This window comes from Mesorhizobium sp. P2_F7, assembly GCF_056403695.1.
The window spans coordinates 39882-52770 of the sequence record NZ_JBFUFA010000004.1 but is presented as its reverse complement, the minus strand read 5'-3'; the positions used below and the strand labels follow the sequence as shown (position 1 = coordinate 52770).

Annotated in this window: 13 protein-coding genes; 1 reads left to right on the top strand and 12 read right to left on the bottom strand. The window is 62.7% G+C overall.

What is annotated here, in order from left to right; all coding sequences use genetic code 11:
- Positions 1-2 precede the first annotated feature (2 nt).
- The 7 genes from AC1DZ8_RS14305 to AC1DZ8_RS14275 all read right to left on the bottom strand — a co-directional run bounded on the left by AC1DZ8_RS14305 (position 3) and on the right by AC1DZ8_RS14275 (position 7055).
- A complete protein-coding gene (locus AC1DZ8_RS14305; protein WP_477401074.1) occupies positions 3-656 on the bottom strand; it encodes a hypothetical protein in 654 nt (217 codons plus the stop codon).
- A 229-nt stretch (positions 657-885) separates the two neighbouring features.
- Complete coding sequence (locus AC1DZ8_RS14300) at positions 886-3351, bottom strand: phage tail protein (protein ID WP_477401072.1); 2466 nt, start codon at positions 3349-3351, stop codon at positions 886-888.
- On the bottom strand, positions 3348-3950 hold the full coding sequence (locus AC1DZ8_RS14295) for a phage connector family protein (protein WP_477309244.1): 603 nt from the start codon (positions 3948-3950) through the stop codon (positions 3348-3350). Before AC1DZ8_RS14295 ends, AC1DZ8_RS14300 begins: the two co-directional genes overlap by 4 nt.
- A 4-nt stretch (positions 3951-3954) precedes the next feature.
- Positions 3955-4122, bottom strand: a complete 168-nt coding sequence (locus tag AC1DZ8_RS14290) for a hypothetical protein (protein WP_477309245.1) — start codon at positions 4120-4122, stop codon at positions 3955-3957.
- A 57-nt stretch (positions 4123-4179) separates the two neighbouring features.
- Complete coding sequence (locus AC1DZ8_RS14285) at positions 4180-5169, bottom strand: Coat protein (protein WP_477309246.1); 990 nt, start codon at positions 5167-5169, stop codon at positions 4180-4182.
- A 43-nt stretch (positions 5170-5212) separates the two neighbouring features.
- Positions 5213-6118, bottom strand: coding sequence for a hypothetical protein (locus AC1DZ8_RS14280; RefSeq protein WP_477309247.1), 906 nt, complete (start codon positions 6116-6118; stop codon positions 5213-5215).
- 364 nt (positions 6119-6482) lie between these two features.
- Positions 6483-7055 carry a hypothetical protein gene (locus AC1DZ8_RS14275; RefSeq protein WP_477310664.1) on the bottom strand — a complete coding sequence of 191 codons (573 nt, stop codon included), beginning with the start codon at positions 7053-7055 and terminating at the stop codon, positions 6483-6485.
- A 260-nt stretch (positions 7056-7315) separates the two neighbouring features.
- On the opposite strand from AC1DZ8_RS14275, the gene AC1DZ8_RS14270 reads away from it, so the two are divergent.
- The gene (locus tag AC1DZ8_RS14270) at positions 7316-7633 is read left to right on the top strand and encodes a YMGG-like glycine zipper-containing protein (protein WP_477310662.1); all 318 of its coding nucleotides are present in this window, start codon (positions 7316-7318) and stop codon (positions 7631-7633) included.
- 196 nt (positions 7634-7829) lie between these two features.
- Here the strand turns inward: AC1DZ8_RS14270 and AC1DZ8_RS14265 are convergent, their stop codons facing one another.
- The 5 genes from AC1DZ8_RS14265 to AC1DZ8_RS14245 all read right to left on the bottom strand — a co-directional run bounded on the left by AC1DZ8_RS14265 (position 7830) and on the right by AC1DZ8_RS14245 (position 12822).
- Positions 7830-9608, bottom strand: coding sequence for a hypothetical protein (locus AC1DZ8_RS14265; protein ID WP_477310660.1), 1779 nt, complete (start codon positions 9606-9608; stop codon positions 7830-7832).
- 153 nt (positions 9609-9761) lie between these two features.
- Positions 9762-10082 (bottom strand): Bbp19 family protein, encoded by a 321-nt coding sequence (locus AC1DZ8_RS14260; RefSeq protein WP_477310658.1) that lies wholly within the window; start codon positions 10080-10082, stop codon positions 9762-9764.
- Positions 10079-11869, bottom strand: coding sequence for a portal protein (locus tag AC1DZ8_RS14255; protein WP_477401069.1), 1791 nt, complete (start codon positions 11867-11869; stop codon positions 10079-10081). The genes AC1DZ8_RS14260 and AC1DZ8_RS14255 overlap by 4 nt, the downstream gene beginning before the upstream one ends.
- Before the next feature lie 289 nt (positions 11870-12158).
- Complete coding sequence (locus AC1DZ8_RS14250) at positions 12159-12308, bottom strand: hypothetical protein (RefSeq protein WP_477310654.1); 150 nt, start codon at positions 12306-12308, stop codon at positions 12159-12161.
- On the bottom strand, positions 12295-12822 hold the full coding sequence (locus AC1DZ8_RS14245; RefSeq protein WP_477310652.1) for a hypothetical protein: 528 nt from the start codon (positions 12820-12822) through the stop codon (positions 12295-12297). Before AC1DZ8_RS14245 ends, AC1DZ8_RS14250 begins: the two co-directional genes overlap by 14 nt.
- Positions 12823-12889: the final 67 nt, after the last annotated feature.

The following is a 12889-nucleotide window of genomic DNA, read 5'->3' as shown; positions in this document are numbered from 1 at the left end:
GTTCAGCCTCGCGCCGTTGCAGGAATGAATTTGGTTTTGACGCCGGCGACCGGCGCGCCGAGCTGCGGGCGTGGGTCGAGCGCGCCACCGGTGGCGAGCAGGGACAGAAGCAGCCGGTCGGCCTGGAGGCCGGCGCGGCTGAGGCGCGCCGGTGCGGCGGCGCGCGCGCCGGCCATGGCGGCACGGCGGGCAGTGGTGAGGTTGACCTTCAGCTCGGTGACACCGGCGGCATCGAACAGGCCGTTGGCGGTGGCGATGGCGCGGACAAGCGCATCTGCCTCGAACAGTTCCTGGCGAAGCTGCTCGACCAGGCGGGCGGCCGTGCGCCAGCGTTTGCCGAGCGCTTCAGCCTTGGCCGCGATCTTCTCGCCGAGCGTGGCAATGTCGGCACGGGCTTCGCTCTCGGCGGCTTCGATGCGGCGCGTGTCGGCGGCGCAGATGGTCTTTTCCAGCAGGGCGATATCGTCGTTGCAGGCATCGAGCGCGGCACGCGCGGCGGCGAGATCACCGTCGCCGAAGACCGCCTGGTCCTCGGCCTTCTCGAGGTCGCGCCGGCGGGAGACGGCGTCGTTGAGGTCGGTATCGAGCAAGGCGATGACGGCAGCGAAATCGGCAGCCGTCCGCGCCCTGCCGAGGGTTTCGGCATGGGGGGTCATGGGAGTGGGTTCCTTGGTGAGAGGAGCGGGGCGGCGAAGAGCCGATCTCCCCCACGTGGGGGAGATGCCCGGCAGGGCAGAGGGGGGCGCGAAGGATCGCTGCGCTGGAGTTAACTCAGATGTACTGAAGACCTGCCGAGGGGGTTTCGATCTTCTGAGACGCCAGCGGGACAGCGCCCCCCTCTGGCCTGCCGGCCATCTCCCCCACGAGGGGGGAGATCAGCAGTTTCTACGGTTCAGCATCAAACACCGGCGTGAAAGCCCGGATCGTGCAGGGCGTGGGATTGACGTGGCGGATCCTCACCCGGCCCTGCCCCTCCCAGCTGTCGTCGATCGGTACATCGACATTGCCGCTGTACAGTTTCGCCTTGCCGTCCGGCGCGACGATGCTTGGCATGCGAACCGGTTCCCAGCGGCCGCGGAGGAAGGACTGCACCTGAAGTCCGGTGGTGTCGGTTTCCAGCAGCGACAGGATGATCCGGGCCACCTTCTTGCGACGGCCGACGATTGAACCGTCCCTGCCGCCGACATCGAGTTCCAGCGTTGCCACCTCGGCCGCATAGGGCAAGCCGACCTGCCATTTCGCCGCGGTGGCGCCGCCGGGAAGCGTGACCTGCCCTGAGCCGACGGTCAGGCTCTTGTAGACATTGCCGTCGGCCAGCACATCCACCGATTGCCCGTTGAGATGCGAGAGCCCAGAAACCGTGGCCACGGCCACGCCCGAATAGGTCAGGCCGCAGTCGACCTCGAAAGCATCGCTGATGTCGCCATATTCGAAGGGTGACGTCTTGATTTCGATATAGCGTTTGGTGGCGCCGCCAATGGTGCGCTTCACGATCAGCCACAGATCGTCATTTCCATCCTGCCCGGGGGTGACACATGCGCTTTCGACCATCCCCCAGGCCGAGCCCGAAAACGAACCGGCGATGTCGTGCCGGTGCATGCCCCGGACTTCCTGCGAAGGCTGATGTGTGTAGCCGCCCAACTCGCCATTATCGAGCGGGAACCACAGCAACGGATCGGGATCGGTCTGGAAGGCGAGTTCGATGACACCCTGCTTCGGGATGTGCTCGGAGATCTGCCCGACATCGTCCGAGGTGTATTTGCCGGTCGCTGCCTGGGTGAGCTCGGCGATCGCCATGCGCGAGCGGGTGACGTAGAGGAACGACTGTCCCGCATCGACCGGCCGTATGGCAGCCGCGCCAAACGTGCGCGATTTCCTGTTCTTGAATGACGAAGGGGTCAGGGCTTCATCGACACCGGAACCCGACATCGCCCGGATACCGCCGGCGGTCGCAATCAGAAGCGCGCCATCGGCGTCCGCAACCCATGCGATGTCATTGGCCTGGCCGCCGCCGGCCTGGATGAACTCCAGCGCGTCGGTGTTCTTTTCGCCGAGCGCGAAATTGTCGAAGTCGCCGGTCTGCGAGGCATAGACGGAAAACTTTCGGCTGAAGGTTAACCGCTCTTCATAGAGGGAACCGCTCTCGACATATTTGCCGGGCACAAAAGTGCCGAGCCGCCAGCGCGTGATCGGGCTCAGGTCCGGCAAGGCGTGTCCATACATGCGAACGGTAACGACCGTCGCGCTCGTGCGCGCGACAATCTTGGCCCAGCGCCACCGTCCGTCCGAACCGAGCAGCCGGATGGCGCGGCCGACATCCGATGTCTGAAACCCGGCGCCGTCGTTGATGCCGGCAATCGACGATGCCGTCAGGTTGAACGGCGTCATCGTGTCGCCGTCTTCGTTGGGCGCCCACTCCGCGAAATCGGTTCTGGTGCTGTCGGCACCGCCGCCGCCTTCCACGTCCATGCGCAGATATTCGAAAGCAGTCTTGTTGACGAACTCGAAGAAACGCCGCTCGGAGTTTCCCCATCCCATCTGCCCTACCTGCGAATCGATGGTTGTCCATGTCGACCCGTCGTTGGAGCCCTGGATTTCCCATTGCGTCGGCATGTTTTCGGCTTCGGAAGCACTGTTGGCAGCCTGCACCCAGTAGGCGTTGCAAACCTTCTGCGCACCACCCGGCTGCCGGTACTGTATCCAGCCATTTGTTCCCGAGCCCACCTCGGCAACCGTCCTGCTGTTCTTGTCCATGATCAGATATGCATCACTGGACGCGTTCGATGCACTTACTGTTCCGCTCGGTGCCGTGTTGCTCGTCATCTTTGGCGCGTAGCCGCCGTAGCTGGCCGACGTCATCGTCGTCCCGGTTGTATTGATCGGGTCATAGGGCCCGTCGAGAAATTCGAAATCGGTCAGCGTCCAAATCGTGTGGGCCGTACGGGTCAGCACCTTGGGCGGGTAGTTGCGATGCGTGATCCACATCTGATCCGCGGACTGGACGTATTGCAGATCGAACAGGTCAGCCTCGAGATACGGGCTTGCCACCTCGACCGTGCCGACGCGCGCACCGTAGGCGTAGACACGGATGTAAAGGTCGCCGAATTCCAGCGCATAGGCCTGGTCGGCGCTGAAGATGAACGGGATCAGCCGCGTCGCCTTGGCGGGGGTTTTTACCCCGCCAACGAAATACGTCCCGCCACGCTTCCTGATGCCGCCATGCGGCAAGGTGACGAAGTTCTCGCATTTCGCCAGCGCGGCGCGATAGAAATCGAGCGAAGCACGGGCGTGCAGCCTGGGCGAGATCTCGCCACGCGTGAAGACGTCCTGGACGGGATAGAGCGCGGTCATCGGCCAAACACCCGGAAGTCGCCGCGCTGCTGCGCCCAGGAGGCGGTGTAGAGCCGGCCGCCGCGCTGGATGGCATTTGCGGTAAAGGCGGCGTCGAGCGCACGGTCATAGGCCGAGCGGGCAATGTCGATCATGCCGGCCTTGTGGGTCAAGGGATGTGCGATCTTGATGGCAAGGGCGGCCACCAGCACTTCGGTGAACAGCGCGTCCCAGTCGTTGGGATCGGTGAGATTGGCGATGTAGCGGATGACCAGCGGACCGGAGCGGTCTGAGTAGATCAGCCCGGCCTCCTGGCGCCAGGAGATCGGCACGCCGTCGGGCTCGCCATTTGCAGTCGGCGGCAGCGGCCGCAGGCAATCGGCGGGCAGTTCATAGGCGAAGTTCAAGGTGCAATCGCCGCTGCCGGTGTCGGCGCCGGCAACGCTGGCGGCGAGGATCGCGAACACCCAGGCGTGTTTGGTGAGTTCCGCTTCCCGCGTCAGGTCGAAATGCAGATTCAAGAGACGCGCCGCCTTGACGTCCTGGTCGAGACTGTCCACCGGCGCCTCGTCGAGGACGGCGAGCGCCATGTTGGCGATGTCGAGCGGGGTGATGGCCATCGGGTCAGACCTTCACGGTCACAGTCGCGTAGTGCGGTTTGCGGCGTGGCAGGCCGCGACTATCGAGCGGGACAACACCAGGATTTGGCGCCAGCCTGAGCGCCTGTTCGCGGAATTGTCGACGCACCGCTTCCTTGCGGGTTTCTTTCGGTTTCCGTTTGGATTGGATCATGTCGGTCCTCGATAAGAAAGGCGGACAGCTGGAGCCGCCTGTTGCTGTTCAGCCTAATCAGGCTTCAGTCGTCTTCAGCGCGATGAACGTCATGTTCTTGACGCTGGACGCGGTGCGGTCCCAGTTCGCCGCCAGCGCGAGTTCCGCGTCGGTGGCGAATTCGCCGGCCGAGGACGCGTCGAGGAAACGGGTGCCGGGCACATGCGGCACGAAATGCCGGCGTCCCACCATTTCGGTGACGCCGCCGCCATGGCCCTGGCGCGGCTTGCGGTCGAACTCCAGCGGCCCGCCCTCGGTGTTGACCGGCAGCTCGTTCCACAGGATCGCCTTGTCCTTGAACATGAAGGCGGTGTAGACGCCCGCCGCCACCGGAATGTCGTCATCGACCACGCAGCGCAGCCCCATGTAATAGGGGATGAGCGGCCCGCCCTGTTCGGAAGACGGCACATAGTCGATGAGGTCGGCGAGCTTCAGCGCCTTCATCTGCTTGGAGTGCATCCAGATCGTCTTGAACTTGTCGGCGCGGTCGCCCATGAGATAGGCGGCCTCGATGATGTCGGTGTCGACGATGGAGGCGCCGGTGACACGCACCAGGTCGCCGCCGTCATTGGCGATGTTGTCGGCGACGACGCCTTTCAGGATGCCGAGCAGGGTCAGCTTGTTGGCGCGCTGCCAGTACTCGGTCTGCCGTTTGACGATCAGTTTTTGCGGATCGTCGCCGGCCAGGATCGAGGTCAGGTCGGGCACGCCCCAGGCCTGGGCACGGACATTGCGGGCGGCGACCTCGCGGCGGGCGCCGATCTTCTTCATCTCGATGGAATCGGCCGGATCGTCATTGACGGGTTCCGACGGGTCGTTGCCGAGATCCTTCCAGCCAGGCATGTCGACGGAGCGGCCGCCCAGCGAGAGCTTGGCGGTGATGGCCGGGTCGTTGAAGAGGATGCCGGCCTGGTAGATTTCCAGCGACTGGACATGCTCCTCGAACGAGTACTGGGCATAAACGGACGGAACAATCGCGTCCGCGATGCGGGTATAGGCGTCTGCCATTTTTTGACTTCCTTTGAGGTTTGATGTGGCGGTGATCCGCTCGTCAGAGCGGGTTGTTGGGCATCCAGAGGTCCGGATTCTCTCCGGCCTCGCGTGCCAGCCGCCGGGCGCGGGCGGGGTCGCTTTTGACAAGGGCTGAAATCGCCGAAATGTTGCGTTCGCCGGCGGCGTTGCGTTTGAACGGATTGCCCGTGCCCAAACGCCCACCGCCGTCGATCGTGTCTTCCCTGAACATCGCCTCGCCGATGGCGTGAAACGCCTTGGCTATCTGCGGATCGGTCAGCGCGCCATCAGGCAGAAGGATGCCCTTTGCCTTGTAGGCGTCGACCAGGCCGAGCTTCTTCATCGCCCGGTTGGCGACTTCGAGCTTTTGGCGAAAGCCATCGCTCTGGGTCGGTCCCCAATCCCTGACAAGATCGTCGTGCGTGGCTTCCACCGAACGGGCAAGGGCGACTTCCTGCACCCGCGCCTGCTCGGCCATGTAGCCGACGAACTTGTCGTGATAGGCCTGCGCGGTCTTCGGCGAAGCACCCGCTTCGACCGCCCAGGCCTTGGACGCATTGGCGAGCTCGTCCGAATAGGCGAAGTTTTCCGGCAAGCCGTCCGGCCGTCGGTATTCGAGCTTTTCGGATGAGGTGACCGGCCGCATGGTCTCGGGAAGCCGGGCATGAAATTTGTCCCAGTCTTCCCGCGATGCGTCAGGTCCGGGAACGCGCAGGCTTTCACCCTGCTGCCGTTCCAGTTCGGCGTAAGATGTGAAAAACCGATCGAGGTTTTCGGCCTTGGTCCAGCCCTTGGCTTCAGCGAGCTTGCGGTTGCCTTCGGAAAGACCGTCAAACCAACTTTTGCCGGCCGGCGGGGCGGACCCGTTGTCCCCGCCGGCCGGAGGCGTTGCCAGGTTGCCCGCCGGCCGCGAGGCCACGGACCCGGCGTCTGCCAGATCTGTCATGTGAGATTTCCTTGTGTTGAGGTGATGAAGCGCCGGCCGCGAAGCTGCTGATCTCCCCCTCGTGGGCAGGGCAATCGCATATGGACTCTTTCGAGGAATCGAACGGCGAACAAATCGGAATCGCGTCGAGAACAAACGTCGCGAGATTCCATCTTTGTTCCGCATATGCGATTCCCCTGCCCTCGTGGGGGAGATGGCCGGTAGGCCAGAGGGGGGCGCGAAGGAACGCGGCGTTCGCGTCCACTTACAGCGCGCTACCCTTGAAGGATTGAGTTTGGATCGGCGGAAAGGCCGGCGGGACAGCGCCCCCCTCTGCCCTGCCGGGCATCTCCCCCACGAGGGGGGAGATCAGCAGTTCGGGCGCCTACGCGTTGTCGCCCCAGTTCTCCCACAGCAGCGTGATCGTGCCGGTGATTGCCAGCATACCGTCGGCGTCGATGTCGGTGCCGGCGGCAAACGCCAGGTTGAGATAGAGATCCACCGGCGTCGCCGTGCCATCCAGCGTCGCTGCAGCAGCGACATCCGCGGTCGAGGCGGTCGACAGCGCAGCACCAACACCGTCCAGCGTGCGGCTGGTCGAAGCCAGCACATTGACCATGGTGCCGGCGAGCGTGGCGCTCGATGCCGCGGCCGAACCCAGCGACCAGGTCAGCGCCGCATTGTCGTTGATGGTCGCCGCGCGGGTGCTCAGCACCGCAAATTGCAATCGTGCCGTGCCGCCTTTGATGCGCACCTTGCCGTCGGCGAAGTCGAAGAGTTTCTGGCTGGCGTAGGCCAGCGCATCTGTCACCGGCACCTGCATGCCGGCAAGGGTGAACACGGTGCGGTACGATCCGCCCTGCCCCGTGGTGACGGCCTTGAGACCGAATCTGGGCGGGGCAAGTCCGGATTCGCGCGCCGCGGCACGCGACAGCGTCCGGGGAAGACCTCGGGTCATTGGTATCTCCATTCTTGGGGGGAATTTTCCGGGAAGGACGTCGTTCAGAAAGCGCCGGATCAGCGCTGGCGTATCGATTCAAGCCGAGGCGCTATCGTTTTGTTCGCGAAAGGCGTTTCCGCTTTGGCGACCATCATCTTCAAGGCCTGAGAAACCATGTCTCATTTCGTGAGCCTGCGTGCCGCCGTTTGGCCGCAATGCGCCAGCAACTGGCAACCATTCGCCCCATTCCGCGTTTGGGGCTTCAAAGGAGTTCCAAGATGATGATCAGACAAGCCATTGCCGCCGTGCTCATGACTGCCGCTCTGGCGGGCTGCGCGACACAGACCGAACAGCAGCAGAGGGCAACCACCGGCGCACTCATCGGCGGCGGCGCCGGCGCCCTCGCCGGCCAGGCGCTGGGCGGCAACACCAAGAGCACGGTGATCGGCGCCGCCGGCGGCGCCCTGCTTGGCGCCGTCATCGGCCAGGCCACCACGCCGCAGCGCCGCGGCGAACAGCTCTGCCGCTACCAGGACCGCTACGGCCGGATTTACACCGCGCCCTGCGACGACCGGTATTACAACGGCGATTATTGAGGGCTGGCTCGGCTCTGAATCTTCCCTTCTCCCCGTTCACGGGGAGAAGGCGCCCGAAGGGCGGATGAGAGGCAGCGCCAGGCTCTGAAAAGCTGGCGCTGCCGAATAGACATCCAAGTCCGACAACTCGAACCTGCTGCATAGCTATCGGCACAGCCGAGCAATTGTCCCTCCGAAGGATTGCGGCCGGAAGTTCTCAGTGGCTGGCTAACTCCGTCACGCTTTTAAAAGTTTCATTACGCCGAATTGCAGACTGAAAGGGAACTAATAAAAAGCCCAGAAACATCAACCAAATAGGGGCAAGGACGGCCAGCTGCTCTGTTATTTTACTGCTCTCAAACTTTGTAGGATTAATCCGTCGCTCATTTATCGTCAGCGATCTAGCCGTGCCCAGGAATCTTATTTTGCCGCCATCAGTGCCTACTGCCCGGAACGCTCCAATGGCTCTGTATCGGTCTGTCGGTCGCACGTCTTGCTGCTGCCCATCGACATCCATCGACAAATTTCCGTTGCCCTCGATCAGACTCGCGACGCCTTGTGGCATATCCTGAATTGATTGATCGTCGATGTCATCCACGGCGAGCCACCCACTTTCGCCGGCTATGCTTAGTTCGCTGTCTTGGCTCGAAACCATCTCAGTTGGCCGTATTGAAATGGTAACTCTTACTCCGACATTTAGAGCCGAGTTGGGCAGCGTAAGACCACCGTTTTCGAAGGGGCCGCGACTTGCAATGAATTTGCACTCAACCCGATCTTGAGCTTTGGATGGCGGTGTAACGAAGTTGATTTGGTGCGGTTTGCCGTCGATCTCCACATGAAGCTTTCGTTCGCCAAGTTCTATGATGTCAGCTTCGTCGTGTGGCTCCAGAAAGGATGTGCCGGCGTAGAAGGTAAGCGTTCTTCCGCCACTTCCGTACGCAAGAGCCGACTTACTGCCAATGAATTGCCAAATATTCTTGAAACCAGGCTTGCTACCCTTTTCGATTCCAAATGAAGTAGCCAATTCTGTCATCACAAGGGATAATTTCGCCGGACCCCGGTCCTTCGTTAGGATCCAAATATCCGAAGCGCCGCCGTCGAAAGAGACTGACATTCGTCTGACATCGTTAACGCGGAAGCTCGACTTCTCAGTTCCCCGATCGGGAATCCAGTCGCTTTGCAGGCACCCGGACAGAATGTCGACTTTCAAGTCGAACTTTGCATTTGGGTTGGTAGCATGCCACGCCGCGCTCAGGCCTCCATCTGGATTATACCACCTAATAGGCGACGCCTTGAAGCTTGTAGGAAACAGCGAGAAAGGCGTTTCCCCGTCATCGAAGCTTGATAGATCTGTTCCAAGATCTCCATTCAGCGGCGCGTCCAGATAGGTGTCTATTTGAACAGGTAGCGGCCTGTAGAAAAAATCTGCAGCATAGAAAATGATTACATTGGATACGAATCCAAGTGCACAGACTTCGGCGCATACGTACAAAAGAACATACGCCTTATGTACCTGGAGGTAATCAATCGTCCACTCCACGACTTGTGTCCAGGTGACGATTGCGCATGCCAGGAAAAATGCTCCTAGCAGGTTGGAAAGCAAGGATTCGGCCAATATAGAAAGGTCGAACGGATTTAGGATTAGATCATTTATTGCCAGTGCGCCGAATCCAATCGCGGTTGCTCGTCCCAGCATACGGCGTGGAGATCCTTCCGTGATCGATAAAACGGAGATCGCAAATGCGATGAGTATAAAGTTGGGTTGATAAGCTTCGGTAAGCCATTCGCCCAAGGTTGCAAAGAGGGTTACCCGATCACCATACGCAGCCTTATAAATTGACGCGGAATCGCCATTGAGGATGCTTATCAAGAACCCTTGGAGGCGGGGACCAGGCCCAAGGAGCAGCGTGACAGCGATGCAGTACGACACGATAACCGCAGCACTTCGCAATGGTTCTATATTTTGGAACGGGAACGCGAAGTAATGTTTAGTCATCAAAAATCAGCTCACCAGAATCGACTCGCGGGACGTTCGCCACATTTCTGTGCACTTTTCAGCTTGGGAAGCTAGGCCTTTCGCAGTTACGCGAAATTCGTCTAGGTGGCCCATCATCAGATCTTCACCAAAGATGGGGGCGCCGATCTAGTCCTAGGGCTCCATCCTCGCCGCCTTCTCCAACGCAGCCAGCTGCGCCGCGTCCAGCGTCAGGAACCCCATAATGTGCTGCACCACCTCGGCGCGCGCATTGCTCAGCGCACTGTGCAGCTCGAAGCCGTTGGGCGTCCTGGTCCTCGCCATCCACTCGCCATAGGATGGGCGGCGGTAGTACCCGACGGTGGCCGCGAGGTCGGCCAGCACCATTTCGCCGTCCTCGCCGGAAAACACCCTGAGATAGGCCTTGGTCAGCGCGTCGCGCGCCCTGACGGGGCCGCCGGCCTGGCCGGCACGGGCGAAGCGTTTGGCACTCATGCGCCCTGCTCCGGCGCGGCCGTTCCGGCCGTCGCTTGCCCGGCGCCCGCCGCGGCCGATCCGGCCGTCGCCTCTCCGCCGCCGCCTGCCTGCTGCATCAATGCATCCAGCAACCCGCTGTCGCGCGCCTGCACGGCTGCCGGCACGGCGTCCTTGGCGACCTTGCCGGCGGTGGCGATCGCCGCCATGCCGGCCTGCGCCTGTTGGGCTTGCGCCCTGGCTCCGCGCATCCCCTCCACCTCCTCCTTGCGGCGAAAGATGCGCTGCGGGCTGCGGCCGGCGCTCTGCACGATCTTCAGCGCCTCGTCGCCGTCGATATTGTCCATGATGCCGGGATCGAACTGCGCCATCTGCATGGCCGTCGTCACCACCTGGATGGTGTCGCGCGCTTCGGCCGAACGGCGCAGCACATCGAGCGGGCCGGTGAAGGTCGGGCGCACCGCCTTGCCGGCGAGGCTGTCCGGCGGCGCGAAGCGGCTGTCCTCGTCATAGAGCCCCTTGTCCTCGAGAATGCCGAGCTCGCGGTCGAGATTGCTGGCAAAGCCGGCCTGGATGATCGAACCCGAGGGGCCGAGCAGTGCGCCCTTCTCCTCCTGGCGGATCAGCGCCTCGGTCGCCGTCATCTGCGGGTTCTGCACCAGCGTCTGGAACAGATTGACGAACATCATGTCGCGGATTTCTTCCGCCCGGTTCGCCGCATAGTTGAAGGCGTAGGTCGGGTTCTGTCCGGTCGCGATCGGCTGGATCAGCGGCCTTCCATTGTCGTCGATGAGGCCGGGATAATTCTCGCCGGGATTGAGCACCGGCACATAGTCCAGCCGGGCTTTCGAGGCCGTGGCCGGGTCGGTGATCTGCTGCAGCGCGCGCAGGCCGGAGCGGCGCACGGCGTTTTCCTCGCGCACCGTGGTCAGCGCTTCGATGGTCGGCGAAATGCCGTAGGGATCGCCCTCGTAGCGGCGCCAGTTGAAGGTCGACACCGGGAAGGAGCGGAAGCCGCTTTTCCTGACAATCTCCTCCTCGTCCTCGATGACGTGATAGGAGGCAAATTCCGTGTCAAGATACTGGTAGGCGCCGCCGAGCCGATACATTTTGCGCTCGTCGCGCGGCTGGATGCACTGGATCAGCGAGATCCTAGTCTCGCATTTGGTGGGATCGTCGACCAGCATTTTGATGCGCGCCGGCAGTTTGTCATAGCCGAGCAGCTGCGCCGCCTGCCTTGCCGTGCGCTCGTAGCGGCGGTGGAAAATGTCGACCTGGCCCCAGCGGTTGCGTGCGAGATAGCCCTCGACCACCGGAATCGAGGCATAGCGGATCAACGTGCCGCCAAAGCCTTCCTCGGCATAGAGGTAGGCCGGGCCATAGCGAACGACGTTGCGCAGGCAAGCCTGCGTTGCGGGGACAAAATTCGAATTGGCGGAATAGCGCAGCGCGAACAGGAAATCGCGCAGGTTTTCCGCCCATTCCTTCTCCTCATCGGTCTCCTCGTCGTTCATTTCGGCGGTGGTCAGCCCGTGCCATTTTTCCGACTGCGGGATGATCAGGCTTTCGAGCCCGGCGGCCAGCCGGTTGGCGGCCGAATTGATGGTGTTGGCATAGACGCGAGCGCCGCGCCGCTCCTGACGCTCGGCCTGCGAGTCCGGGCCGCCGCTCCTGCGGCCGTTCCAGACATCGGGCGCATCGGGATCGCAGAATTCCGCCACCTGCTCCCACACCGCCTCATACTGGCAGCGCTCGGTTTCGAGCTCGGACTGGCGGGAGAGAATATCGCGGGCGCGGGAATCGGTCATGGGAGGCTCGCTGGGTCAGGAAGGGATGGACGGCGAAGCGGCTAATCTCCCCCCTTGAGGGGGAGATGGCCGGCAGGCCAGAGGGGGTCGCCGCGCGTGGAGCGCTAGCGTTATCTGTTGATGTAGGGAGGTCGCGTCAGGACGCACCGACCCCCTCTGTCGCCTTCGGCGACATCTCCCCCTCAAGGGGGGAGATTATCCGCGCCTCTTCAACAACTTCGCGTGCCGTCGCCAGAACCACCACGCCAGCACCCGCTTGCGGAAGCTTCGCTTCATCGCGGTCATTGCGTCACACTCCCAAAAGCACGCGGCGCTGGCCGGTGACATCGCCGGGCGCGAGGTCGGTTTTCACAGTGCTCAGCGTGCCCTGGCGCTGTTCGAGCTCGGTCCGCAAGGCGGCCTCGCGTGCCTGCACGTCCTTGTCTTCAGCGGTCGGCACCGGTGGCAATGGTTTCAGCGCCGGTGGTTTTTGAAACAGACACATGGTTCCAGCCTTCTCTTGTCCAGTCGTAGAGGAAAAAATCTTCGCCGTTCTTGCCATAGGCCGGCAGCAGGCAGCGTTGGGTGGCGCCGAGCCGGCCGAGCCAGCGCAGCGCAAGTTGGTTGACGGCAAGCGCTCGCGCCTCGACCCGCCAGGCGCCGCGCGCCGCCACGTGCGGCCGGAGCACGGCATGGAAGTGCGCGGTGATGCCAGGCACGCAACGCTTCATGCGGCGCGTGCCCCAGCTCCAGGCGATCCACAGCCCGCAGCGCTGTTCGGCAGCGCCGAAGCCGGCCTCCGGATTGCCGTCGAGCTCGGCGACATAGGCAAAGCCCTGCAGCGCGGTGAGCGCCAACAGCGCCGGCGACCAATGATCCAGCTGGCAGTCGATCTCAGCCCGGTCCTCGGCGCGCAGATTGGCGGCGATGTAGGAGAGATCGCGCAGCGTGGCGGGGATGATGCGGAGGGTCATGCAAGGGCCAGAGCCATAACGGTGCGAATGGGAGTGGAGGGCTGCGGCCTTGACCGGCCCAATCGCT